This window comes from Stenotrophomonas sp. STK16_22 (assembly GCF_051984505.1).
Taxonomy (GTDB): domain Bacteria; phylum Pseudomonadota; class Gammaproteobacteria; order Xanthomonadales; family Xanthomonadaceae; genus Stenotrophomonas; species Stenotrophomonas maltophilia_A.
The window spans coordinates 302,817-326,595 of record NZ_CP196972.1 but is presented as its reverse complement, the minus strand read 5'-3'; the positions used below and the strand labels follow the sequence as shown (position 1 = coordinate 326,595).

The following is a 23,779-nucleotide window of genomic DNA, read 5'->3' as shown; positions in this document are numbered from 1 at the left end:
GCGGCGTGAGCGAAGACAACGCGCAAGCGCCTGATCCGGCGGCTACCCCGCCGCTGGATGAGAGCATCCGCCAGGTCGGCGCGGCCGGTCGTGCCGCTGCCGATTCTGCCAAGCACACGCTGCGCTCGCTGCGCCGGTTGGCCTCGGCCGACTTCGCGCTGGCGCGCAGTGCATTCGGTCGCGCGCTGGCCTGGGCCGGCGTGGCGATCGTGTTCGGTGCCTCGGCCTGGCTGCTGATGGCCGCCACCCTCATCGCCCTGCTGCAGAGCTGGGGCCTGAGCTGGCTGCAGGCGCTGCTGATCACCTCGCTGCTGAGCCTGGCCGTCACCGGTTATGCGATCTGGCGGGTGTCCTACTTCTTCCACCACACCGGCATGCACGCTACCCGGCGCCAGCTGTCACGCCTGGGCCTGTTCGACGAACCCAGCGAAGACGATCCCGATGCCGAAGTGCAGCTGCCCGAGGGCAAGCCATGAAGTTCGGCGCGCTGCAACGGCGGGTGAAACGCTGCGAACAGGTGGTGACCGTGCGCCTGGGCGAAACCCAGGACCACTGGTCCACGCTCAGCGACGTCTGGCGAAAGGGCTGGTCGCCGCTGCGCATCGTGGTGGTCGGCCTGGCCGGTGGCTTCATCGCCGGCAAGCTGGAAGTGCCGGGCAAGGTCAACGGTGCCCGCTGGCTGCAGATGGTGGGTTCGGTCTCGAACCTGTTCGCCAGTGCACAGGCGGCGTTCGCCACGGCGATGGCGGCACAGGCCGCAGCCACTGCCGACGACGCGGCTGAGGAAGCCGACGAAGCCAGCGAACAGGCACAGGCGGCGGCCTCCGCTGCCGAGCCACGGCCGGCACCGGCTCCACGTTCCGTTCCGGAGCCAGAACCGGAACCAGACCCGCGCGGACCGCGTCCGGCCGAAGCGGCTACCGAGCTGTCCGAACGTTGATCCATGGAATCCGCCGCGCCGATCGCGGCCGGCGGATAATGCGCTCCCCTTCCCGGTTGGTGCGTCGATGAGCGAGTCCCTCCTGTCCCCGTCACCGGCCGGCCCCGAACAGCCCGACGCCCCGCTGCCGCCACCGTCGCGTCCGCGCGGACCGATGTCGCTGGTGGTGCTGGCGACCCTGGCGGTGGGCTACACACTGTGGGCGGCACAGGACATCATCCTGCCGGTGCTGCTGGCGATGTTCTTCGCACTGGTCGGCAATCCGATCCTGCGCCTGCTGCAGAAGCTGTGGATTCCGCGTGCGCTGGGCGCTCTGCTGATCCTCGGCGCGGGCCTCGGCGTGACCGGTTCGCTGGCGGTGCAGTTGATCGGCCCGGCAATGGAATGGGCACAGGAAGCACCGCAGCAGCTGCGCAAGATCGCCCGCCAGGTGCAGGACCTGACCAAGCCGGTGCAGCAGGCCAACCAGGCTGCGGAGAACTTCGCCCGTGTTGCCGGTGGCGACAGCAACCGCAAGGTGCAGGTGATCCGCGCCCAGCTCGATGACCCGTACCGCATGTTGACCCGTGCGCCGCGGCTGGCCGCCTCGGTGCTGGCGGTGGTGCTGCTGACCCTGTTCTTCATGATCTACGGGCAGAGCCTGCAACGCGCGGCGATCGCCCTGTTCCCGAACCGTCAGCAGCAGCGCTTCACCAGTGACATCCTGCGTTCGATCGAGCGCGAGGTGTCGCGCTATGTGCTGACCATCAGCGTGATCAACACCCTGGTCGGGCTGGTGTTCGCCGGCGTACTGATGCTGCTCGGCATCGGCCTGCAGGAAGCGTTGCTGTGGGGCACGGTGGCTGCACTGCTGAATTTCGCCCCCTACGTGGGCCCGCTGATCGGCGTGGCATTGATGCTGCTGATGGGCTTCGTGGAATTCCGCGACCCGCTGCAGGCCCTGCTGCCAGCCGCCGCCTACCTGGGCCTGCACACCCTGGAAGGGCAGATGGTGACCCCGATCGTGCTGGGCCGTCGCATGAAACTGTCGCCACTGGTGCTGATCCTGGCGCTGATGGTGTTCGGCTGGGCCTGGGGCATGATCGGCCTGCTGCTGGCGGTGCCGCTGCTGGTCTGCATCAAGCTGGTGCTGGCACGGCTGGACGGCATGCAGGGCTGGGCGCGTCTGCTGGAATGAAAGCCCGCGCGGGCAGGGGTAGAATGGCGGGGTGAATTTCCCCGTCCAAGCCATCACCCTCGACCTTGACGACACGCTGTGGCCGTTCGCTCCGATCGGCGCCCGCATCGACCTGGTCCTGCACGAGTGGATGCGTGAACACAGCCCCGCCACGGCCGAGATGTATCCGGTGGCGGCGATGCGCGAACTGCGCGAGCGCCTGTACCACGCCCATCCGCACCTCCATCACGACCTGAGCGCACTGCGCCGGCTGACCCTGCACGAAGCGCTGCACACCAGTGGTGCCAGCCTGGATCTGCTGGAGCCGGCGTATGACGTGTTCTTCGCCGCGCGCAACCAGGTCGAGTGCTACCCCGATGCGATCGACGCACTGGCACGGATTGCCGCGCGGGTGCCGGTGGCGGCGCTGAGCAACGGCAATGCCGATCTGGAGCGGATCGGCCTGGCCCATCATTTCGCCTTCCAGCTGGGCGCGCGCGAACACGGCGCGGCCAAGCCGGAGGCGAGCATCTTCCACGCCGCCTGCACCCGCCTGGGTGTTGCGCCGGCACAGGTACTGCACGTCGGCGACCACGCCGAAATGGACGTGGCCGGGGCGATCGCCGCCGGCCTGCGCGGCTGCTGGATCAACCGCGAAGCAGCCACCTGGACCCATCCGCAGCTGCAGCCGGACCTGCAGTTCGACACCCTCACCGGCCTGGCCGACTGGTTGGATGCCAACCTCGACGCTGCCGCACCCCGGAGTACCTGACGCATGAGCGAGATCACTGGTTTCACTGCCGACACCGCCGCAGCACTGCCGCTGTACGTGCTGGACCGCGAGCAGTTCGCGTCCTGGAAGGACGGCCAGCCGGCCGCCACCCAGGCATGGCTGGCGTCGCAGGGCTTCACCGCCGGTGCCTTCACCACGGCGTTGCTGCCCGGCGCCGATGGCCTGGCCGGTGCGGTGATCGGCGTGGGTGATCGTGGCGATGCCTACAGCTACTCGCATGCCCCGCATGCCCTGCCGGAAGGCAGCGTGTGGCAGCTGGCCAGCGAACTGCCGGCCGCCGAACAGGCGCTGCTGCAGCTGGGCTGGGGCCTGGGCAGCTACCGCTTCGATCGCTACCGCAAGCGCCACCGTGCACCGGCACGCCTGGTAGCTGAGCCGACCGGCGAAGTGGCCGACCTGATCGCCGCCAGCCTGCGCGTGCGCGACTGGGTCAACACCCCGACCGAAGACATGGGTCCGCAGCAGCTGGAAGACGCCGCGCGCGCGCTGGCCGATGCGCACGGTGCGCAGGTCGAGGCGATCACCGGCGATGAACTGCTGAAGCAGAACTTCCCGGCCATCCATGCCGTCGGCCGCGCCTCGCACCGCGCACCGCGCCTGGTCGTGCTGCGCTGGGGCAAGGACACCGATCCGGCACTGGTGCTGGTCGGCAAGGGCGTGTGCTTCGATACCGGCGGCCTGGACATCAAACCGGCCGACGGCATGCGCAACATGAAGAAGGACATGGGCGGTGCCGCGCATGCACTGGCCCTGGCCGGCCTGGTGATGGCGCGCGGCCTGCCGGTGCGCCTGACCCTGCTGGTGCCGGCGGTGGAAAACGCGATCGGCCCCGATGCCTTCCGCCCGGGCGAAGTGATCGCCACCCGCAAGGGCCTGAGCGTGGAGATCGACAACACCGACGCCGAAGGCCGCGTGATCCTGTGCGATGCGCTGACCTTCGCCAGCGAACAGAAGCCGGACCTGGTACTGGACTTCGCCACCCTTACCGGCGCTGCGCGCATCGCGCTGGGCCCGGACCTGCCGGCGCTCTTCAGCAACGACGACAGCGTGGCGCAGCAGTGGCTGCAGGCCGGCGACGCGACCCGCGACCCGGTCTGGCGCATGCCGCTGTGGCGCCCCTACCTGCGTTACCTGAGCAGCGGCATCGCCGACCTGGCCAACGCCGGTTCGCGCATGGCCGGCTCGGTGACCGCCGCGCTGTACCTGGAACGCTTCCTGGAAGACGGCCAGCGCTGGGCGCATCTGGACGTGTATGCCTGGAACGACGGCGAACGCCCGGGCCGGCCGGCTGGCGGTGAAGCACTGGCGCTGCGTTCGGCGTGGGCGATGCTGAAGCAGCGCTACAGCTGATCGGGTGGGTGCCGACCTTGGTCGGCACGCCGTCCCCGGCAAACTTGACGAAAAATTGAATACCGGGCCTGGAAGGGTTCTGCGAGGATGTGTGGGTCGACCACCCACACGCTCCGTGAAGGCAGGACTCCGACCATGTCGCTCTTCCGCTACACCCGCGCCGGCCAGACACCGGGCGCGCCGCGCAAGCATTCCCCCCTGCTCTGGATCGCACTGATCGCACTCATTCTGGGTGCGGTGGCGCTGGCCTTCGCCTGGTTGGCCGGCTGGATTGGCGGCCGCCTGACCGCGCAGCGCTTCACCGACACCATCGAGGCCACCGGCCCGGCCCATCCGGGCTTCCGCCGTGCGCACAGCAAGGGCGTGTGTGTAAGCGGTTGGTTCGAACCCAGTGCGCAGGCCCCCACCCTGTCCAGCGCACGGGTATTCTCGCAGCGCCGCGTGCCGGTGATGGGCCGCCTGTCGATCGGCGGCGGCGACCCGTACGGCGCCGACAACACCGCGCGCGTACGCAGCCTCGCGGTGCAGATGGTCAGCGATGATGGCCAGGAATGGCGCATGGCGATGAACAGCTTCCCGTTCTTCGCCGTGCCCAACGCCGAGGCGTTCTACGAGCAGACGCGCGCCTCCATCCCGGACCCGGCCACCGGCAAGCCCGACCCGCAGAAAATGGCCGCGGTGCTGGCGAAATACCCCAGTGCACAAGCGTTCCAGCAGTGGGCCAAGACCGCGCCGTGGACCAGCAGCTGGGCTGACACCACCTTCAACAGCGTCAACAGCTTCTGGTTCACCAACGCGCAGGGCCAGAAACGCGCGGTGCGCTGGCGCTGGCAGCCGCAGGCGCCGGTGGTGGAGATGGATGCGGAAACGCGCAAGAACGCCAGCGTCGATTTCCTCAGCCAGGAACTGCAGCAGCGCCTGGCCAGCGGCCCGGTGCGCTGGAACCTGGTCGTGACCACCGCCGAGCCCGGCGATGCCATCGATGATCCGTCGGTGCCGTGGCCTGAGTCGCGTGATCAGGTGGTGGCCGGCGTACTCAGCCTGGACCGCACGCAGTCGCAGGAACAGGGCGCGTGCGGCCAGATCAACTTCGATCCGCTGATCCTGCCCAGTGGCGTGCGTGGCAGTGACGATCCGATCCTGGCGGCCCGCTCCGCCGTGTACTCGCAGTCCTTCAACCGCCGCGAACGCGAGCGCGCCACCGGCAACGTCGAGCAACCGAAGGAGGCCGCACGATGAGCACCGGCAACGGCCACTTCAACCTGCTCGCGCGCGTGCTGCACTGGTCCATGGCGCTGATGATCATCGCCATGCTGTTCATCGGCGTGACCATGGTCGCCTCGCTGCACCTGCGGCCGATGCTGATCGACCTGCACCGCCCATTGGGCATCGCCATCGGCGTACTGGTGCTGTTGCGCCTGTACAACCGGCTGCGCCATCGCCCGCCGCCACTGCCGGCGGATCTTCCGGTGTGGCAGGTGATGGCGGCCAAGGCCTCGCACTGGATGCTGTATGCACTGATGCTGGCGATGCCACTGATCGGCTGGGCGATGCTGTCGGCCGGCGGTTACCCGATCGTGCTGTGGGGCGGCCTGCACCTGCCGCCGATCGTGCCGCACACCCCGGCGCTGTATGCCGCGTTGCGTAACGCGCATAGCCTGCTGGCGTATGTGTTGTTCGCCACGGTGCTGATGCATGTGGGTGCAGCGCTGTTCCACCTGTGGGTGCGGCGGGATGGCGTGTTCCAGGCGATGGCGCGCGGGAAGGATTGAAAGGGTTCGCCGGGTGTTCCCGGCGGATCGTTTCCGCGACCGCGGGGGGTGTCACTTTTCTTTTCGCGCGAAAAGAAAAGTAACCAAAAGAAACGCGCCGCCAGAGCGCGAGCCGGTGCTGCGCACCGGTGCCCTGTGCTTCTCGGTGAATCAGGGGACGGCGCCGAACTCGCTGCGCTCAAACACCGGCGCCTCTTCGCCCCTGATTCCCCTGCGATGCTCGGCTCGCTCAAGGCGGACCCAAGGTCAAATGCCACAGCTGCACCCAGTAGATCCACGCCATGCGTGGATGCCGTTGCCGTTGCCGTTGACCTTGACCTTGACCTTCCAGTCCGCCTTCAAGCGAGCCGAGCACCGCAGGTCCGGCGAGGGCGAAGAGGTGCGGGTGTCTGAGCGCAGCGAGTTCCCGCACCGTCCCTCGACGGACCGAGGAGCGCAGGGCACCGGCGTGCGAAGCGCGCCGGCTCGCGGCCGGCGGAGCGTTTCTTTGGTTACTTTCTTGATGGCGCACATCCATGTGCGCCACCCTGCGGGCCGGCTACGCCGTTCCACGCTGCTCCTGCAGCGTGGTGCACGAGCAAAGAAAGTGACACCCCTCCGCGGTCGCGGAAATGATCCGCTACAACCACCCCTTCTGCCGCGCCAGCCGGTACGCCTCGATGCGATTGGCCACACCCAGCTTGCCGATGCACTCGGACAGGTAGTTGCGCACCGTACCGTGCGACAACCCCAGCTGCTCGGCGATCTCACTGGCGGTGCGGCCCTCGCCCGCAAGCCGCAGCACGCGGCGTTCGCGGTCGGTCAGCGGGTCGGCCTGCGACCACGCATCCAGTGCCAGCTGCGGGTCGATCGCGCGGATGCCCTGCTTCACCTTGCGCAGGGCATCGGCCAGGTTCTCGGCCGGTGCGTCCTTCAGCAGGTAGCCCAGCACGCCAGCTTCCAGCGCGCGGCGCAGGAAACCGGCGCGGGCGAAGGTGGTCACGATCACCACCTTGATCGGCAGTTCGTGGCGGGCGATGCGTTGCGCCAGCTCCAGCCCGCTCAGGCCCGGCATCTCGATGTCGGTCACGAGGATGTCCGGCTGCAGCTGCTGCAACATCCGCCAGGCGGCCTCGCCATCGGCAGCACTGCCCAGCACTTCGATGTCCGGCTCCAGGCCCAGCAGCGCCGACAGTGCGCCGCGCACCATGGCCTGGTCTTCGGCCAGCAGGATGCGGATCATGCGACACCGTCCTGCGCCAACGACGTGGGCGACAGCGGCGTGGTCGCGGCCATCAACGGCACGCGTACCGTCAGCACGGTGCCCGCCCCGCGCGGCGACTGCAGCGTCAACTGGCCACCCAGTGCTGCGGCCCGCTCACGCATGCCACTCAACCCATTGCCCTCGGCCTGCACGCCGCCACGGCCGTCATCGCGTATCTGCATCGCCAACTGTCGTTCCTCAAGCATGAAATCCACCTGCACCCGGGTCGCCTGCGCATGGCGCACGATGTTGGTCGCCGCCTCGCGCAGCACCAACGCCAGCCCGCGCTCCACCTCCACCGGCATCGCAGGTGGCGCCGTGTACTGCAGATGTACCTGCTGGCATTCCAGCAGCAGGCGCACCGATGCCAGCTCGCCAGCAAGGTCGCTGGCGCGGATGCCGGTCACTGCACTGCGCACCTGTGCCAGCGCTTCGCGTGCAATGTCCTCGGCCTCGCCGATCTCCTGCCGTGCACGCGCGTCATCGCGATCGTAGAGCTTGCGTGCCAGCTCCAGCTTCAGCGTGATCAGCGACAGCGTGTGCCCCAGCAGGTCGTGCAGGTCGCGGCCGATACGCTCGCGCTCGGCGGTGGTGGCCAGTCGCCGCACCTCGTCCTGCGACAGCTGCAGGGCAACGTCGCGCTGCTGGCTCAGGGCCTCCACGTTCACCACCAGCCCGACGATGAACGACACCGCCGGCATCCACACCATGGCCTGCCACGGATAGCCGAAGTACAGCGCGGTGCCGCAGAACAGCAGGTTCAGCGCGGTCAGCTGCAGCAGGTACGCCCACCAGCTGCTGCGCCCGCTCATGCGGATCATCACGCAGCCGAACACGAAGTAGCTCAGTCCCGAGGGGTACCAGGGCAGCAGTACCAGCGCCAGCACGATCATGCCCAGCGCATAGCGCCACCCATGGTGCCGTGGCGACAGCATCACCCTGGCATAGAGCAGCAGGAACAACGGATAGCTGAGCAGGGTCAGCAGCAGCCAGCGCAGCGTGAAGCCATTGCCCAGCACCGGGGTGAGGAAGATCCATACCGACCACAGCAGGTGGATCGCTCCGCTCCAGGGCGACTTGCCACGTCGCAGCAGCTCGGCCACCGCCGAATCCGGTGCGGGGCGCAGCAGGGACGCAAGCCAGCTCGACGACACGGGAGAATCCAGGCGGGGACGATCGCTGCCGATCATGCCAGTTCAGCCGATCCGGCGCAGGCGACGGCGCGCCAGCAGCAGCGCGACCACGGTGACCGCCAGCAGCACCAGCAGGTGGCCGGCCACGCTGCCCACCGACGGCAGCCCGACCACCGGCAGCGCCAGCTGCGCCAGATGCCAGGTCGGCCACAGTGGGGCCATCGTCGAGAACAGCGTGGGCAGCACAGACAGCGGCAGCCACAGGCCCGACAACAGGGCCAGCGGCAGGTAGACCAGATTGACCATCGCCGGTGCCGCGCTGGCACTGACATGGCTGCCGATCAGCAGGCCAATCGCCCCCAGCGGCAGCGCCGCCAGGCCCGCCACCGCCAGCAGCTGCACCATCTGCAACGCCTGCAGCTGCACGCCACCGAGCACGCGCGCGACGCCGATCAGCAGCAACGCCACCAGCAGCGCGAACATCACCGCCATCGCCAGCCGTGCCAGCAGCGGTGCCGCCGCCGGCATCGGCAGCGCGCGCTTGAGAGTCAGCAGGCCGCCTTCACGATCCAGCGCCAACTGCACGCCGAAGCCGAACAGGGCCGGGGCCATCGCGCCGAACACGCAGTAGGTGGCCAACAGGTACAACGGCGCATGACCGCGCCCCAGCAGCACGCCGAACAGCAGGTAGAACAGCACCGGGAACAGCAGCGAGGGCACCGCGAACGCCGGCGTGCGCCAGGCGCGGCGCAGTTCGGCCAGCAGTTCGGCGCGGTAGGGGCGCAGTACGCGGCGCCATGAGGCTGCTGGCGCGCTGGCTGTACGGATCAGGGTGTTCATGCGGCCTCCCGGGTCAGATCGAGGAAAGCGTCGGCCAGCGCCGCGCCCTGTACTTCCAGTTCGCGCAGCTGCGCATCGGCGGCCAGCAGGCGCGCCACCACAGGCTCGGCCGGGCTCGCCAGCAGCTGCAGGTGCTCGCCGTCGCGCTGCACGTCCTGCACGCCCGGCCACTGCTGTACGTCTTCAGCAGTCAGCACGCTGCGGCAGCGGATGCGGCGTGGCCGGTCGGCCAGGCGCAGCTCGCTCAAGGGTGCATCGGCCAGCACCCGGCCCTGCTCCAGCACCACCACCTGCTGCGCCAGCGCTTCGGCTTCCTCCAGGTAATGGGTGGTCAGCAGCACGCCGCAGCCTTCGGCCACCAGCTGCCGGATCGCCTGCCACATCGCCTGCCGCGCCTGGATGTCCAGGCCGGTGGTGGGCTCGTCCAGGAACAGCACGCGCGGGCGGCCACACAGCGCGATGGCGAACTGCACGGCGCGCTGCTGGCCACCGGACAGCTGGCCGTAGCGGCGGCGCGCGAGCGCCTGCAGGCCAGCACGCTGCAGCACCTCCTGCAACGGCATCGGGTCGGGATAGCAGGCGCTGGCCTGCGCCACCAGTTCGTCCACCTGAAGCATCGGCGGCAGGCTGGTGCTCTGCAGCATCACGCCCAGGCCGATACGGCTGGCGCGCTGCTGCGGGTCACCGCCAAGCAGCTCGACCTGTCCGGCGTCGGCGCGGCGCAGGCCCAACAGCACGCTGATCGCGGTACTCTTGCCGGCACCGTTGCGGCCCAACAGCGCCAGCACCTGGCCAGCGCGTACCTGCAGGTCGATGCCATGCAGGGCGGTATGGTCGCTATAGCGCACCTGCACCTGCTGCAGGCGGGCCAGCGACGGGGCGATCGGATCCATGGGCGGTACCGGTAGCGGGGACGTTGCCATCCTGTGCCGCCGTGGTCACATTTCGCAGTTGCCGCCGTCAGTGTCATCGGGTGACAGCTGTCACTGCCGTCATCGCTGTGCCTGCCTTCATGCTGTGCCGCACGCTCCACCGCCGGAACCGCCGCCGTCCGCCCTTCCGGTCACACCCGCCCGAACGCCTGTGATGGAACGAATGAACGCTTCTGCCGAGCTGTTGAAGGAACTCCGTATCGACCGCAAATCCCCGCCGCCCGCCTCCGGTGGTGGCAGCAATGGCGGTGGCCGTCGTTGGCTGTGGATCGCGATCATCGTGGTCGTGCTGCTGATCGCCGCTGCCGTGGCCTTCCTGCTCGGCCGCGCGCCTGCCGTGGAGGTGGAAACCGCGCCGGCGGTGGCCATCCAGCAGGGCAGCGCCAGCAGTTCGGTGCTCGATGCCAGTGGCTACGTGGTCGCCCGGCGCATGGCCACGGTCTCGGCCAAGATCACCGGCAAGGTTCGCGAGGTGATGATCGAGGAAGGCATGCGCGTGGAGCAGGGCCAGATCATGGCCACGCTGGACCCGATCGATGCCGACGCGCAGCGCAGCCTGTATGCCTCGCAGCTGCAGGCCGCACGCAGCCAGGTGGCCGGGCTGGAAGCACAGCAGAAGCAGGCGGCCGCCGAGGCCAGCCGCCTGCAGGCACTGGTCGGCCAGCAGCTGGTGTCGCGCTCGCAGTACGACCAGGCGGTGGCCCAGCGCGACAGCCTGCGTGCACAGCTGGACACCGCACAGCGCAACGTCAAGGTGGCCAACGACCAGCTGGCCATCGCCGACCTGGGCGTGGACAACAACATCGTGCGCGCGCCGTTCTCCGGCGTGGTCACCGCCAAGGCCGCGCAGCCCGGCGAAATCGTCTCGCCGCTGTCGGCCGGCGGCGGCTTCACCCGCACCGGCATCGGCACCATCGTCGACATGGACTCGCTGGAGATCGAAGTCGAGGTCGGCGAAGCCTTCATCGGCCGCGTGCAGCCGAAGATGCCGGTGGAAGCCACGCTCAACGCCTATCCGGAGTGGAAGATTCCCGGCGAGGTGATCGCCATCATCCCCACCGCCGACCGCGGCAAGGCCACGGTGAAGGTGCGCGTGGCACTGAAGGTGAAGGACCCGCGCATCGTGCCGGAGATGGGCGTGCGGGTCAGCTTCCTGGAGCAGGCGCAGCCGCAGGCGGCGGTCAAACCGCAGGGCGTGCGCGTGCCGGCGGGCGCCGTGGTCCAGCGCGAGGGCGCCTCGGTGGCCTTCGTGCTGGGCGACCAGAACCGCGTGCAGCAGCGCACGGTCGAGGCCGGCCAGGCGATGGGCAAGGACCGCCAGATCCTCAAGGGCGTCAGCGCGGGTGAGTCGGTGGTGGTGAACCCGCCCGACACCCTGCGCGATGGCGCCAAGGTGCAACAGAAACAAGCGCAGTAACGGCCTGGCGCCCACGGGCGCCGCCGGCAGCACCGCTCGACGCACGCCTGCGGCCCCCGCCGTGGCGCTTCCCCGTTTCCCGCCTTCCGTGGAGAACCACCCATGTCGACCCTGGTTTCACTGCGCAACATCACCAAGACCTACCAGCGTGGCCCCGAGAAAGTGCAGGTGCTGCACGGCATCGACCTGGACATCGCCAGCGGCGACTTCGTTGCGCTGATGGGTCCGTCCGGCTCAGGCAAGACCACCCTGCTCAACCTGATCGGCGGCCTGGACAACCCCAGCGGCGGCGAGATCAGCATCGAAGGCGAGCGCATCGACCAGATGAGTGGCGGCCAGCTGTCGACCTGGCGCAGCCACCACGTCGGCTTCGTGTTCCAGTTCTACAACCTGATGCCGATGCTGACCGCGCAGAAGAACGTGGAACTGCCACTGCTGCTGACCCATCTCAATGCGGCGCAGCGCAAGCGCAACGCCGAGATCGCGCTGACCCTGGTCGGCCTGGCCGACCGCCGCAGCCACCGCCCGAATGAACTGTCCGGCGGCCAGCAGCAGCGCGTGGCGATCGCCCGCGCGATCGTCTCCGACCCGACTTTCCTGATCTGCGACGAACCGACCGGCGACCTCGACCGCCAGTCCGCCGAGGAGATCCTCGGCCTGCTGCAGCAGCTCAACCGCGAGCACGGCAAGACCATCATCATGGTCACCCATGACCCGAAGGCCGCCGAGTACGCCACGCACACGGTACACCTGGACAAGGGCGAGCTGGCCGACGCGCCGCTGGCCCACTGACGGAGGCCACGGCGATGAAATATTTCTCGTTGGTGTGGGCGCAGCTGTTCCGCAGCCGCACCCGTACATTGCTGACCCTGCTTTCGGTGGTGGCCGCGTTCCTGCTGTTCGGCATGCTCGATTCGGTACGCGTGGCATTCACCTCCGGCGGCAGCGTGGAAGGCGCCAACCGGCTGGTGGTCGCCTCGCGGCTGTCGATCACCCAGTCGCTGCCGATCCGTCTGGAAGCCCAGGTGCGGCAGGTGGCCGGCGTGCGTGACGTGGCCTACGGCATGTGGTTCGGCGGCATCTACCAGGACCCGAAGAACTTCTTCCCGAACTTCTCGGTGTCACCCAACTACTTCGATGTCTACCGCGAGCTGCAGATCGATCCGGCACAGCTGGAGGACTGGAAACAGACCCGCACCGGTGCCATCGTCGGCGAGACCCTGGCCAAGCAGTTCGGCTGGAAGATCGGCGACACCATCCCGCTGCAGGCAACCATCTTCCCGCGTGGCGGCAGCAACGACTGGCCGCTGGAGCTGAAGGGCATCTACCGCTCCAAGGACCGTGCGCTGGCCGCCAACGAAGAACGCCAGCTGATGATGAACTGGAAGTACTTCGATGAATCCAACGACTACATCAAGAACCAGGTGAGCTGGTACACGGTGACGCTGGACAACCCGGACCAGTCCTCGCGGGTGGCGCAGGCCATCGATGCGATCTCGGCCAACTCCGACCACGAGACCAAGACCCAGACCGAATCGGCGTTCCAGCAGGCCTTCGTCAAGCAGTTCGCGGACATCGGCATGATCGTTACGTCGATCATGGGTGCGGTGTTCTTCACCCTGCTGCTGTTGACCGGCAACACCATGGCGCAGGCGGTGCGCGAACGCGTGCCGGAGCTGGCCACGCTGAAGACGCTCGGCTTCAAGGACAGCACCGTGCTGACCCTGGTGATGGTGGAGTCGGTGCTGCTGATCGGCCTGGGCGGCCTGATCGGCATGGGCCTGGCCGCCCTGATCCTGCCGGCGATCGGGCCGAAGAGCATGGGCATGCTGCCGCCGCACGTGCCGACGCCGACCTGGCTGATGGGGCTGGGCCTGATCGTGGTGATCGGCATCATCGTCGGCCTGTTGCCGGCGCTGCGTGCCAAGCGCCTGAAGATCGTCGACGCACTGGCCGGCCGCTGAGGAGAACGCAGACATGTTCAAGAGCAAACTCAAGAAGTGGCTGGGCAACGGCGTGACGGTGCTGCTGCTGGTGATCGGCCTGGTGCTGTGGATCAGCCTGCCGTGGATCGGCGTGCTGGCCGTGGCCGTGCTGGTGGCCCTGTGGCTGCTGCTGACCCGCGGTGGGCGACTGGCACTGGCCGCCACCCGCATCGGCGTGGCCAGCCTGCCGCAGCGCTGGGGTGCGTCCTCGGTGATCGTGGTCGGCATCGCTGGCGTGGTCGGCGTGCTGGTGGCGATGCTGGCGATGGGCGAAGGCTTCCAGGCCACGCTCAACAACACCGGCGATGACACCACTGCCATCGTGCTGCGTGGCGGCTCGCAGGCCGAAACCAACTCGGTCATCACCCGCGAGCAGGTACCCACGCTGTCCACCCTGCCCGGCATCAGCCGCGATGCCGAAGGCCGGCCGTTGCTGTCACCGGAGCTGTCGCAGGTGGTCAACCTGGTGTCAAAGTCCGACGGTACCGACGTCAATGCGCAATTCCGCGGCGTCGGCCCGCAGGCGTGGGCGGTGCATGACAAGGTCAAGATCGTCGAAGGCCGCACGTTCGCCACCGGCCTGCGCGAGATCGTGGTCGGCCAGGGCGCCAAGGGCCAGTTCCGCGATCTGGACGTTGGCAAGACGCTGACGCTGGGCAACCAGACCTGGACCGTGGTCGGTGTGTTCGCCACCGGCGATGCACACGATTCGGAACTGTGGACCGACGCCGATACGCTGGCCACCACCTACCAGCGCAGTGCGTGGCAGTCGATCAGCGTGCGCACCGATGGCAAGCCCGGCTTCGAGCAGTTCAAGGCCGCCGTCGCTGCCGACCCGCGCCTGAAACTGGACGTGGAAACCACCCGCGTGTACTACAGCAAGCAGGGCGGTGGCCTGACCAAGCTGATCGACATCCTCGGCAAGGTGATCGGCACCATCATGGCGGTGGGTGCGGTGTTCGGTGCGCTCAACACCATGTATGCAGCAGTGGCCACGCGCGCGCGCGAGATCGCCACCATGCGCGCGATCGGCTTCCGCGGCCTGCCGGTGGTGACGGCGGTGATGCTGGAGACGATGCTGCTGGCCCTGCTCGGCGGCCTGCTGGGGTGTGCAGTGGCATGGCTGCTGTTCAATGGCTACAGCGTGTCCACCATCGGCAGCAACTTCAGCGCAGTGGTGTTCAAGTTCCATGTGTCGCCGGAACTGCTGTGGACCGGCCTGAAATGGGCGCTGGGCATCGGCCTGGTCGGCGGCCTGTTCCCGGCGCTGCGCGCGGCACGTTTACCCATCACCACGGCGCTGCGCGAAACCTGAGCATCACGCAGCGACAGACTGCGCATCACGCAGGGGACGGAGCGAACGCTCCGTCCCTTTTTCTTGCGCGTCATCCGCGAATGGCGTGGATCTACTCAGGGCGATGCAGCCGGGCCTGGTGATGAACCAGTACGTCCAGTAGATCCACGCCATGCGTGGATGGATGCCTGCACACACGCACTGCTACAGATTGCGGGAAATCCGCCGCTATCGATGCCTCTGCCCATCGCCAACGCAACGCACGTGACGTTGCGCACATCACATCTGTGGATTGTTGGTTGCGATTCATTTTCGCGCACATCCGCGGCACAGCGATAAACAGTTACGAATGGAAACATTCTAGAATCGCGCCCCCACGTTGGTTTGCAGCACCCCACGCGCCCACAGAACGGGCGCATGTTTTTTCTGAAGCACGAGATTTCACGGATGTCCCTGAAAACCAATCCGCTGCGCAACGCGATCGTCATTGCGCTGGCCGCCAGCTGCACCACCCCCGCCTTCGCACAGAGCACCGGCGACGCCACCACCACTCTCGACCGCATCGAAATCACCGGCTCGCGCATCCGCCAGGCCAGTGTCGAGACCGCACAGCCGGTGATCGCGCTCAACCGCGCCGAGATCGAGAAGAAGGGCTACGTCAACGTCGCCGACATCCTGCAGGACATTCCCGCTGCTGGTTCGCCGAGCATGAGCCGCGCGTCTTCGCTGACCTCCTCGCGCGACTTCGGCGGCATGTACGTCAGCCTGCGCAACCTCGGCCCGGAACGCAGCCTGGTGCTGATCGACGGCCGCCGCATGGGCGTCAGCGCCGGCGGCTACTCCGACCTGGCCTCGATTCCGTCGGCCATCGTCGAGCGCGTGGAAGTGCTGACCGATGGCGCGTCCGCGCTGTACGGCTCGGACGCCATCGCCGGCGTGGTCAACATCATCACCCGCAAGAACTTCGACGGTGGCGAAGCCAGCGTCTATGTCGGCCAGTACGGCCAGGGTGACGGCCAGAAGCGCTCCTACAGCGCAACCTTCGGCAAGACCTTCGACCGCGGCTGGTTCACCGTGGGTGCTGAGCGCACCAAGGAAGACGAAGTGCTGGGCAAGGATCGCGAGTTCAGCCGCTATCCCAACGGCCCGCGCCACCCGACCGACAACCTGAACGGCAACACCCCGTGGGGCTACGTCACCGTCGGTGGCAAGAACCTGACCGTGGGCCCGGGCGGCGATCCGAGCCAGAAGGGCAACTTCCACGCGCCGGATCCGGCCGATGGTGCCAACAGCAAGACCAACATGAGCCTGCTGACCGGCCTGGAGCGCACCTCGGTGTTCGCCAACGGCGGCTTCTCGATCACCGACGACCTGCGCATCGTCGCCGACGCGCTGTACAGCAAGCGCGAATCGACCAAGCAGCTGGCCGGCTACCCGTACTCGGTCAGCGCCGCCCAGGCGCGCAACGGCAGCCGTGCCGCCCTGTCCAAGGACAGCACGTTCAACCTGTGGGGCCAGGATGTGCTGTTCGCGCACCGCTCCGAGGAGCTGCCGCGCGGCACCGAGAACAATCTGGAGACCAAGCGCGCCAGCATCGGCCTGGAAGGCAGCTTCGAAACCGGTTCGCGGTACTGGGACTGGAACGTCAGCTACATGTACAACCGCAATGAAGGCGAGCGCATCGGTACCGGCAGCATGTACCAGCCGCACGTCAACCAGGCCGTCGGCCCGTCCTTCATGGATGGCAACGTGGCCCGCTGCGGCTCACCGGGTGCGGTGATCGCCGGCTGCGTGCCGTGGAACCCGGCTGCGCCGATGGGTTATACCGGCCCTGGCTCGCTGAGCAACCAGGACGTACAGGACTACCTGTTCGCCCGCTTCGTCGACAAGATGAAGAGCACCACCAAGGTGGCCAGCGCCAACATCTCCGGTTCGCTGTTCACCCTGCCGGCCGGCGACATCATGGGCGCGATGGGCTTCGAGCACCGCAGCGAAGAAGCCAGCTACACCCCGGACATGCGGGTGCAGAAGGGTGAGATTACCGGCACCACCGGCCAGCCGACCCGTGGCGACTACTCGCTCAACGAGGTCTACCTGGAGCTGCAGGTGCCACTGCTGGCCGATCTGCCGTTCGCGCGCGAACTGTCGCTGGACGTGGCCGGTCGCTACTCGGATTACAACAACTTCGGCTCGACCACCAACAGCAAGTTCGGCCTGAAGTGGAAGCCGATCGACAGCCTGCTGGTCCGCGCAACCTATGGCACCGGCTTCCGTGCGCCGACCGTGGATGACCTGTACGGCGGTACCGTCAGCACCCGCGATTCGTTCACCGATCCGTGCGATACCTCGTTCGGTACCGCGGCCACCAGCCCGACCGTTGCTGCCCGTTGCCAGGCGCTGAAGGTGCCGGCCAACTTCCGCCAGCTCAACAGCGATGGCACCGTTGCCACCAAGCCGGGCCAGCAGTCGACCGTCGACTTCAACTCGGGTTCCAACGCGGCGCTGAAGCCGGAAACCGCCAAGACCTGGACCGTGGGCCTGGTGTACAGCCCGGACTTCGTGGCCGGCCTGGATGTCAGCCTCGACTGGTGGAAGATCCGCATCAACAACGCCATCGTCTCCGAGACCACCAACAGCATTCTCGAGCAGTGCTATGTGCAGGGTTCGGACGCCGCCTGTGGCCGCTTCACCCGTGGCAGCAACGGCCAGGTCAACAGCCTGGACCGCTCGCTGGTCAATGCCGGTTTCCGCGAAACCGCCGGCTATGACATCAACGTGCGTTACCGCCTGCCGGAAACCACGTTCGGCCAGTTCGCCGTCAACTGGAACACCACCTACACCGACTACCTGAAGCAGCGCAACGACAACGCCGCGACCACGCCGGTGGAGCAGCGCACCAGCTGGGGCGGCGACTTCCGCGTCCGCTCGACCTTCAACCTGGATTGGCAGTACGGCGACCTCGGCATCGGCTGGACCGCGCGCTACTACTCCAGCATGAAGGAGAAGTGCTCGTACATGGACGAGTGCAACCTGCCGGGCTTCAGTTCGTCGTACACCAGTGCATCGCCGACCAACAAGGTGGGCTCCAACACCTTCCACGACCTGCAGGTGCGCTACAGCCTGCCGTGGGATGGCACCGTGTCGCTGGGCGTGAACAACGTGTTCGACCACCAGGGTCCGATCATGTACAGCCAGCCGAACAGCAGCTTCACCTACTACGGTGGCTTCGACATCGGCCGCTTCATGTACATGAAGTACCAGCAGCGCTTCTAAGCCTGCAACCGCGTTCCCGTCACAGCCAACTCTCTCCTGGCTGTGGATGGAAGCAGAGCGGCGCCCCTCGGGGCGCCGCTCTTTTTTGTGCACACGTGTCAGCCGAGCGGACGCGGCGCTAGCGCTTGGCGCGCATCGTGCGGATGTTGTCGCCGACGAACAGCACCAGGCCGGCCCAGATCGCGGCAAAGCCGATCGCCTTTGCGGTGTCGAACGCTTCGTGGAAGAAGAACACACCCAGCAGCAGCTGCAGGCTCGGCGCGATGTACTGCAGGATGCCGACCAGCGACAGCGGAATGCGCTTCACGCCGTAGGCGAAGCCGATCAGCGGCACGGCAGTGACTGCGCCGCCGAAGATCAGCAGCAGGTCGTTGCGCCAGCCCCAGCCATGGAAGAACGCGCCGCCATGGCCGTTCTCGGCCCAGATCGCGAAGGCCAGCGCCGGCAGGAACAGGTACATGCTTTCCACGCCCAGGCCGGCCACCGGGTCGACCGAAACCAGCTTGCGCAACAGGCCATACAGGCCGAACGAACAGGCCAGGCCCAGCGCGATCCACGGCGGTGTGCCGGCGTCGATGGTCAGCCAGGCCACGCCCACCGCCGCCATTGCCACCGCAACCCACTGCAGGCGGCGCAGGCGTTCCTTCAGCACCAGCACGCCCAGCAGCACGTTCACCAGCGGGTTGATGAAGTAGCCCAGGCTGGTCTCGATGACATGGCCGGCGTTGACCGCCCAGATGTACAGGCCCCAGTTGAAGGCGATGGTCAGGCTCGACACCAGCAGGATCGGCAGCGCGCGCGGCTGCGCGGCGATCTTCTGCCACCAACCCAGGCGCGAGCTGATCAGCAGCCAGCCCAGCACCAGCACGGTGCTCCAGATGATGCGGTGGGCGATGATCTGGAACGAGGGCACCTCGTTGAGCAGGTGCCAGTACACCGGCACCAGGCCCCAGATCACGAAGGTGGACGCAGTGACCAGCAGGCCCCGGCGTTGTTCTTTCTCATCCATGCTCATTTCTTTCTCGTCCTTGCCATCGTCAGCACCACCACACCCAGAAGAATCACCACCATCGCCAACAGGTCGCGCCAGCCGAACCGTTCACCGTTGAGCAGTGCGCCCAGCAGCACCGCGATCACCGGATTGACGTACGCGTAGCTGCCCGCCAGCGCGGGGCGCACGTTCTGCAGCAGCCACACGTAGGCGGTGAACGCGACGATGGAGCCGAACACGCACAGGTAGGCCATCGCCAGCAGGCCACCGGTATCGGGCAGCGTGGTCGGGCGCTCGCCCACCGCCAGGCCGATCAGCACCAGCAGCACGCCGCCGCAGAGCATCTGCCCGGCAGCGGTCATGAACGGGCCCGGCAGATCCAGCCCGCGTGCCCACACCGAACCGAAGGCCCAGCCGATCGGCGCGATCAGCAGCAGCACCAGCCCGGTCGGCGAGGCGGTCAGGCTGCTGCCGGCGTTGAGCCAGACCACGCCCAGGAAACCGATGGCGATGCCCAGCCACTCGCCACGGCTGGCGTGCTGGCCGCGCAGCGCCGAGAACAGCGCCATCCACAGCGGCACCGAGGCCACCGCCGTGGCGGCCAGGCCCGAGGACACCTCACGCTCGGCCAGCACCACCATGCCGTTGCCCAGCACCAGCATGGTCACGCCCATGATGACAAGGTTGCGCCACTGCCGCAGGGTCGGGTTCGGCAGCTTCCAGAACAGGCGCAGCGCAAGGAACATCAGGCCGCCGGCAATGATGAACCGGCTGCCGGAGACCATCGTCAGCGGCAGTGCGCCGCCGTGCAGGGCCTTGGCGATGCCCAGGTAGGTCGAGCCCCAGACCACGTAGACCAGCAGCAGTGCCAGCGCGACAAGGCCACCCCGGGGGGCAGCCGCAGACGAAGAGGGGGGAGCCGACATGACACACCAGGGAGCCGGGGGAAGGCGGATTCTAGGACGTTTTGAGTATGGTCCGGGACCCCATACGGTGGCACGCTGTCATCCATCCATGCACCCTGCTCTGGTCTGCTACCCCGTGTTGACGGTCGATGCAGTACCAAGAGGGCTGCCCGGCCGCGCCGCCCCAAGGCCGGGCGCCGTTTTCCCTGCGCACGGACGCGCCGCATCGAGGATTCCCACCCAGATGAGCACCACGTCCCAACCTGCTGTCCCCGCGAACGACCGCGCCGCCCTGCGGCGGTCGATCTCCAACACCCTCAAAGGCTCCGCCGGCAACCTGGTGGAGTGGTACGACGTCTACGTGTACTCGGTGTTCGCCGTGTACTTCGAATCGCAGTTCTTCTCGCCCGACGACAAGAACTCCACGATGTACGTGTGGGCGATCTTCGCGGCGACCTTCCTGATGCGCCCGATCGGTGCCTGGTTCTTCGGCCGCTTCGCCGACCGCCATGGCCGCCGCCTTGCGCTGACCGTCTCGGTCACGCTGATGGCGCTGTGTTCGTTCCTGATCGCCATCACCCCCACCGCCGCCAGCATCGGCATCTGGGCCGCGGTGATCCTGCTGTTTGCGCGCCTGCTGCAGGGCTTCGCCACCGGTGGCGAATATGGTGCCAGCGCGACCTACATGTCCGAGGCCGCCATTCCCGGCCGCCGCGGCTTCCTGTCCTCCTTCCACTACGTCACCCTGGTCGGTGGTCATGTGCTGGCCCAGCTGACCCTGCTGCTGATGCTGACCTTCTGGGGCAAGCCGGAGATCTCCGAGTGGGGCTGGCGCATCGCCTTCGGCATCGGTGGCATCGCAGCAGTGGTGGTGTTCTGGCTGCGCCGGGGCATGGACGAGTCGCTGTCGGAGTCGTCCATCGAGGCCGCGCGCGAGGGCAAGGCGCAGAAGTCCGGCTCGATGTACGAACTGTTCGTGCACCAGTGGCGGCCGCTGCTGCTGTGCTTCCTGATCACCGCCGGCGGCACCGTGGCCTTCTACACCTACTCGGTGAACGGCCCGAAGATGATCCAGAGCGCCTTCGCCGGCAACGATCCGATGACCGGCACCCTGATCAACCTGGGCGTGCTGGCGTTCCTGATGGTGCTGCAGCCGGTCGGTGGCTGGCTGTCGGACATCATCGGCCGCAAGACCCTGCTGGTGTTCTTCGGCGTCGGTGGCGTGCTGTACAGCTGGTACCTGATCACCCAGCTGCCGCACCAGCATGACGCCACCCTGGCGTTCCTGACCCTGGCGCTGGCGTTCGTCATCCTCACCGGCTACACCTCCATCAACGCCGTCGTGAAGGCCGAGCTGTTCCCGACCCACGTGCGTGCACTGGGCGTGGGCCTGGGCTACGCGCTGGCCAACTCGCTGTTCGGCGGCACCGCCCCGCTGCTGTACCAGGGCGCGCTGAAGACCGGCCACGTCGACTGGTTCGCCATCTACGTGACCGCGACGATCGCGGTATCGTTGGTGGTCTATGTGTTCTTCCTCACCAACAAGGGCCCGAACTGGCTCGACGGCACCCGCAAGTAAGCGCGTTGCCCTGATCGCGGCCACCGGTGCAATGCCGGTGGCCGCTGCGTCTCCCGCCACGCCATTGATGTGGATCGCGGCGACGCTGGCCGCAGCCACGGCATTGGCCTGGCTGCTGCGCCGCCCCAGCGCACAGGCCGCGTGGCCGCGCATCGGATTCGGGATTGCCCTGCTGGTGTTCTGCGCCGCGCTGGCGCTGCAGCTGGCGGTGGACCTGGGCAGCGGCCACAGCTCGCTGCAGCTGCGCCTGCATCGCGGCATCAATGCAGGGTCGCCGGTTGGACTGCGCACGATGGTGGCGTGCTATCTGGCAGCGCTCGCCGCCAGTGGCTGGGGCGCGTGGAAGCTGCTGCGCCGGCGCTGACGAATACCCGGGCGTGCCGGCCGCTGGCCGGCAACGCCACATTCTTTCGGTAGTGCCGGCCGCTGGCCGGCAACCTCATGAACCTCCGGAAAGAGCAGGGAGTTGCCGGCCAGCGGCCGGCACTACCTCAACGGCGGGCCGCTTCGCTCTTGTCGCGCGCGCCGCGGAACTCCGATTCCTTTTCCCACGTCGGCCAGCGGCGGCTGTTGGCCAGCTCGGCGCCCAGGTCGTAGACCAGCAGGGTGTCGGCGGCGTGGCCACTCGGGTCCCAGCTCGGGGTCCAGGCATCGCACGCCTGGTGATAGCAGTCGGCGAAGTACTTCTCGCGCAGCGCGCGGCCGGCTTCAACGCCGCCGTCCAGCTTGTCCAGGCCCGGGCCGATGGTGATCGCCGGCACGCCCAGGCGGGCGAAGGCGAAATGGTCGGCACGGTAGAAGAAGCCGGCTTCCAGGTTCGGGTCCGGGCTGTAGCTGCGGCCGCGGGCCTTGGCCACGCGCTCCAGGTCACCCTCCAGCGAGACCCGGCCCTTGCCCCACGACGCGATGTCACGGGTCGCGCCATCCGGGCTGAACATTTCGATGTTCAGCACTGCAGCGGTCTTGTCCAGCGGCGCCAGCGGGTGCGCGGCGTAGTAGCTGGCACCCAGCAGGCCCTTCTCTTCGGCGGTGAGAGCCACGAAGTACAGCGTGCGCTGCGGCTGCGGGCCGGCGGCGAACACCCGGCCCAGTTCCAGCACCGTGGCCACACCGGTGGCGTTGTCGATCGCGCCGCGGCGGATGCGGTCGCCCTTGGCATCGGCCTGGCCGATACCGAACGCATCCCAATGCGCGGAGAAGATCACCGCCTCGTCGCCATGCTCGCCACCGGGCAGCTTGGCCACCACGTTGCGGGTCACCACCTGCTCGCGCTTCAGCGCGAAATCCACGCTCAGCTTCGCGTTGTCCAGCGCCACCGGGCGGAAGTCGGCACGCATCGCCTTGCGCTTTTCGGCATCGAAGTCGAGGCCGGCGTCGGCGAAGATCGCCTCGGCCAGCTCACGCTGCATCCAGCCACGCAGCGGGGTGTGCTGGGCCATCGCCTCGGCCTGGCCACGCTCGATGTCGAACAGCGGCGAGGTACCCGAGCTCTTCACCGTGGCCCAGCCATAGGCGGCCGGTGCGGTCTCGTGCACGATCAGCACGCCCTCGGCGCCACGGCGCGCGGCTTCCTCGAACTTGTAGGTCCAGCGGCCGTAGTAGGTCACCGCCTTGCCGTCGAACGCGCCCGGCGCATCGGCTTCGAAATCGGCATCGTTGATCAGTACCACGGCGATCTTGCCGTGCAGGTCCACATCCTTGTAGTCGTTCCACTGGCGTTCCGGCGCGTCGATGCCGTAACCGACGAACACCAGCGGCGCATCCTTGATCTGCACGCGCTTGCGCGGCTGCAGGCTCTGCAGGGTCACGTCCATGCCGTTGGCCAGCGCGCGCTTGCCCTGCTTCAGCGACAGGCTGGCCTTGGCCGCGCCGTCCAGCTGCGCGCGCACCAGCGGCACCGGCTGCACCCAGCTGCCGTCCACGCCGCCCGGCTGCAGGCCGTAGCTGCGGAACTGCTCGATCAGGTACTGCACCGTGCGCTCTTCGCCCTCGGTGGCCGGCGCGCGGCCCTCGAATTCATCCGACGCCAGCACGCGCACATGGCGCGACAGTGCCTGCGGATCGATGCCGCCGCCGGGCAGGTCGTTGGCCGCATGGGCCAGGCCACCGACAAACAGGCAGGACGAAAGCAGCAACACGCGCATCGGATTCACGGCAGTACCACGGCTAGCTTGGA

General features: G+C 67.7%; 21 protein-coding genes. 14 read left to right on the top strand and 7 right to left on the bottom strand.

All coding sequences use genetic code 11. The annotated features are described in order from the left end of the window. The first annotated feature begins 5 nt into the window (after positions 1-5). The 7 genes from ACSYAO_RS01460 (at position 6) to ACSYAO_RS01430 (ending at position 6,011) form a co-directional block, all read left to right on the top strand. Complete coding sequence (locus ACSYAO_RS01460; protein ID WP_049398102.1) at positions 6-476, top strand: phage holin family protein; 471 nt, start codon at positions 6-8, stop codon at positions 474-476. Beyond that, positions 473-940: a hypothetical protein gene (locus tag ACSYAO_RS01455; protein WP_032128160.1), complete on the top strand. Its 468-nt coding sequence runs from the start codon at positions 473-475 to the stop codon at positions 938-940. Before ACSYAO_RS01460 ends, ACSYAO_RS01455 begins: the two co-directional genes overlap by 4 nt. A gap of 67 nt (positions 941-1,007) precedes the next feature. Beyond that, a complete protein-coding gene (locus tag ACSYAO_RS01450; RefSeq protein ID WP_032128161.1) occupies positions 1,008-2,117 on the top strand; it encodes an AI-2E family transporter in 1,110 nt (369 codons plus the stop codon). Between the two features lie 31 nt (positions 2,118-2,148). Beyond that, positions 2,149-2,868: an HAD family hydrolase gene (locus ACSYAO_RS01445; RefSeq protein ID WP_049398104.1), complete on the top strand. Its 720-nt coding sequence runs from the start codon at positions 2,149-2,151 to the stop codon at positions 2,866-2,868. Positions 2,869-2,871: 3 nt separating this feature from the next. Further along, positions 2,872-4,239, top strand: coding sequence for a leucyl aminopeptidase family protein (locus ACSYAO_RS01440; RefSeq protein WP_049462588.1), 1,368 nt, complete (start codon positions 2,872-2,874; stop codon positions 4,237-4,239). A 135-nt stretch (positions 4,240-4,374) separates the two neighbouring features. After that, positions 4,375-5,478: a catalase family peroxidase gene (locus ACSYAO_RS01435; RefSeq protein WP_049462589.1), complete on the top strand. Its 1,104-nt coding sequence runs from the start codon at positions 4,375-4,377 to the stop codon at positions 5,476-5,478. Continuing rightward, entirely contained in the window at positions 5,475-6,011 is a 537-nt protein-coding gene (locus ACSYAO_RS01430; RefSeq protein ID WP_012509795.1) for a cytochrome b, read from the top strand. The genes ACSYAO_RS01435 and ACSYAO_RS01430 overlap by 4 nt, the downstream gene beginning before the upstream one ends. A gap of 619 nt (positions 6,012-6,630) precedes the next feature. On the opposite strand, the gene ACSYAO_RS01425 is transcribed toward ACSYAO_RS01430, so the two are convergent. From ACSYAO_RS01425 to ACSYAO_RS01410, 4 genes are read right to left on the bottom strand one after another with little or no spacing between them, the layout of a single operon-like run. Next, positions 6,631-7,233: a response regulator transcription factor gene (locus ACSYAO_RS01425; protein ID WP_005407733.1), complete on the bottom strand. Its 603-nt coding sequence runs from the start codon at positions 7,231-7,233 to the stop codon at positions 6,631-6,633. Then, positions 7,230-8,444, bottom strand: a complete 1,215-nt coding sequence (locus ACSYAO_RS01420) for a sensor histidine kinase (RefSeq protein ID WP_049462306.1) — start codon at positions 8,442-8,444, stop codon at positions 7,230-7,232. Before ACSYAO_RS01420 ends, ACSYAO_RS01425 begins: the two co-directional genes overlap by 4 nt. A 6-nt stretch (positions 8,445-8,450) precedes the next feature. Further along, entirely contained in the window at positions 8,451-9,227 is a 777-nt protein-coding gene (locus ACSYAO_RS01415; RefSeq protein ID WP_049462307.1) for an ABC transporter permease, read from the bottom strand. Further along, positions 9,224-10,120, bottom strand: coding sequence for an ABC transporter ATP-binding protein (locus ACSYAO_RS01410; protein ID WP_049462308.1), 897 nt, complete (start codon positions 10,118-10,120; stop codon positions 9,224-9,226). Before ACSYAO_RS01410 ends, ACSYAO_RS01415 begins: the two co-directional genes overlap by 4 nt. A 202-nt stretch (positions 10,121-10,322) precedes the next feature. On the opposite strand from ACSYAO_RS01410, the gene ACSYAO_RS01405 reads away from it, so the two are divergent. The 5 genes from ACSYAO_RS01405 (at position 10,323) to ACSYAO_RS01385 (ending at position 18,128) form a co-directional block, all read left to right on the top strand. Continuing rightward, the gene (locus tag ACSYAO_RS01405; protein WP_049462309.1) at positions 10,323-11,576 is read left to right on the top strand and encodes an efflux RND transporter periplasmic adaptor subunit; all 1,254 of its coding nucleotides are present in this window, start codon (positions 10,323-10,325) and stop codon (positions 11,574-11,576) included. Between the two features lie 102 nt (positions 11,577-11,678). Next, positions 11,679-12,368 (top strand): ABC transporter ATP-binding protein, encoded by a 690-nt coding sequence (locus ACSYAO_RS01400; RefSeq protein WP_049399872.1) that lies wholly within the window; start codon positions 11,679-11,681, stop codon positions 12,366-12,368. Between the two features lie 14 nt (positions 12,369-12,382). Further along, positions 12,383-13,540, top strand: coding sequence for an ABC transporter permease (locus ACSYAO_RS01395; protein ID WP_032128170.1), 1,158 nt, complete (start codon positions 12,383-12,385; stop codon positions 13,538-13,540). Between the two features lie 13 nt (positions 13,541-13,553). Next, positions 13,554-14,876: an ABC transporter permease gene (locus ACSYAO_RS01390; protein WP_049462310.1), complete on the top strand. Its 1,323-nt coding sequence runs from the start codon at positions 13,554-13,556 to the stop codon at positions 14,874-14,876. A 426-nt stretch (positions 14,877-15,302) separates the two neighbouring features. Beyond that, a complete protein-coding gene (locus tag ACSYAO_RS01385; RefSeq protein ID WP_049462311.1) occupies positions 15,303-18,128 on the top strand; it encodes a TonB-dependent receptor in 2,826 nt (941 codons plus the stop codon). Between the two features lie 118 nt (positions 18,129-18,246). Here ACSYAO_RS01385 and rarD read toward each other — a convergent pair whose 3' ends face one another. Both rarD and yedA read right to left on the bottom strand, forming a co-directional pair. After that, a complete protein-coding gene (rarD, locus tag ACSYAO_RS01380) occupies positions 18,247-19,143 on the bottom strand; it encodes an EamA family transporter RarD (protein WP_032128173.1) in 897 nt (298 codons plus the stop codon). Then, the gene (yedA, locus tag ACSYAO_RS01375) at positions 19,140-20,045 is read right to left on the bottom strand and encodes a drug/metabolite exporter YedA (RefSeq protein WP_049462312.1); all 906 of its coding nucleotides are present in this window, start codon (positions 20,043-20,045) and stop codon (positions 19,140-19,142) included. The genes rarD and yedA overlap by 4 nt, the downstream gene beginning before the upstream one ends. Before the next feature lie 223 nt (positions 20,046-20,268). On the opposite strand from yedA, the gene ACSYAO_RS01370 reads away from it, so the two are divergent. Together ACSYAO_RS01370 and ACSYAO_RS01365 are read left to right on the top strand one after the other, a co-directional pair. After that, positions 20,269-21,603: an MFS transporter gene (locus ACSYAO_RS01370; protein ID WP_043035190.1), complete on the top strand. Its 1,335-nt coding sequence runs from the start codon at positions 20,269-20,271 to the stop codon at positions 21,601-21,603. A 67-nt stretch (positions 21,604-21,670) separates the two neighbouring features. Then, entirely contained in the window at positions 21,671-21,967 is a 297-nt protein-coding gene (locus tag ACSYAO_RS01365) for a hypothetical protein (RefSeq protein WP_049462313.1), read from the top strand. 127 nt (positions 21,968-22,094) lie between these two features. On the opposite strand, the gene ACSYAO_RS01360 is transcribed toward ACSYAO_RS01365, so the two are convergent. Beyond that, a complete protein-coding gene (locus ACSYAO_RS01360) occupies positions 22,095-23,747 on the bottom strand; it encodes a M28 family metallopeptidase (RefSeq protein ID WP_049462314.1) in 1,653 nt (550 codons plus the stop codon). Positions 23,748-23,779 lie beyond the last annotated feature (32 nt).

Excerpts from the sequence above, each read along its gene's own strand:
- ACSYAO_RS01455 (WP_032128160.1), top strand. The coding sequence starts at position 473 with ATGAAGTTCGGCGCGCTGCAACGGCGGGTGAAACGCTGCGAACAGGTG.
- ACSYAO_RS01450 (WP_032128161.1), top strand. The coding sequence starts at position 1,008 with ATGAGCGAGTCCCTCCTGTCCCCGTCACCGGCCGGCCCCGAACAGCCC.
- ACSYAO_RS01440 (WP_049462588.1), top strand. The coding sequence starts at position 2,872 with ATGAGCGAGATCACTGGTTTCACTGCCGACACCGCCGCAGCACTGCCG.
- ACSYAO_RS01435 (WP_049462589.1), top strand. The coding sequence starts at position 4,375 with ATGTCGCTCTTCCGCTACACCCGCGCCGGCCAGACACCGGGCGCGCCG.
- ACSYAO_RS01430 (WP_012509795.1), top strand. The coding sequence starts at position 5,475 with ATGAGCACCGGCAACGGCCACTTCAACCTGCTCGCGCGCGTGCTGCAC.
- ACSYAO_RS01425 (WP_005407733.1), bottom strand. The coding sequence starts at position 7,233 with ATGATCCGCATCCTGCTGGCCGAAGACCAGGCCATGGTGCGCGGCGCA.
- ACSYAO_RS01420 (WP_049462306.1), bottom strand. The coding sequence starts at position 8,444 with ATGATCGGCAGCGATCGTCCCCGCCTGGATTCTCCCGTGTCGTCGAGC.
- ACSYAO_RS01415 (WP_049462307.1), bottom strand. The coding sequence starts at position 9,227 with ATGAACACCCTGATCCGTACAGCCAGCGCGCCAGCAGCCTCATGGCGC.
- ACSYAO_RS01410 (WP_049462308.1), bottom strand. The coding sequence starts at position 10,120 with ATGGATCCGATCGCCCCGTCGCTGGCCCGCCTGCAGCAGGTGCAGGTG.
- ACSYAO_RS01405 (WP_049462309.1), top strand. The coding sequence starts at position 10,323 with ATGAACGCTTCTGCCGAGCTGTTGAAGGAACTCCGTATCGACCGCAAA.
- ACSYAO_RS01400 (WP_049399872.1), top strand. The coding sequence starts at position 11,679 with ATGTCGACCCTGGTTTCACTGCGCAACATCACCAAGACCTACCAGCGT.
- ACSYAO_RS01395 (WP_032128170.1), top strand. The coding sequence starts at position 12,383 with ATGAAATATTTCTCGTTGGTGTGGGCGCAGCTGTTCCGCAGCCGCACC.
- ACSYAO_RS01390 (WP_049462310.1), top strand. The coding sequence starts at position 13,554 with ATGTTCAAGAGCAAACTCAAGAAGTGGCTGGGCAACGGCGTGACGGTG.
- ACSYAO_RS01385 (WP_049462311.1), top strand. The coding sequence starts at position 15,303 with ATGTCCCTGAAAACCAATCCGCTGCGCAACGCGATCGTCATTGCGCTG.
- rarD (WP_032128173.1), bottom strand. The coding sequence starts at position 19,143 with ATGAGCATGGATGAGAAAGAACAACGCCGGGGCCTGCTGGTCACTGCG.
- yedA (WP_049462312.1), bottom strand. The coding sequence starts at position 20,045 with ATGTCGGCTCCCCCCTCTTCGTCTGCGGCTGCCCCCCGGGGTGGCCTT.
- ACSYAO_RS01370 (WP_043035190.1), top strand. The coding sequence starts at position 20,269 with ATGAGCACCACGTCCCAACCTGCTGTCCCCGCGAACGACCGCGCCGCC.
- ACSYAO_RS01365 (WP_049462313.1), top strand. The coding sequence starts at position 21,671 with ATGTGGATCGCGGCGACGCTGGCCGCAGCCACGGCATTGGCCTGGCTG.
- ACSYAO_RS01360 (WP_049462314.1), bottom strand. The coding sequence starts at position 23,747 with ATGCGCGTGTTGCTGCTTTCGTCCTGCCTGTTTGTCGGTGGCCTGGCC.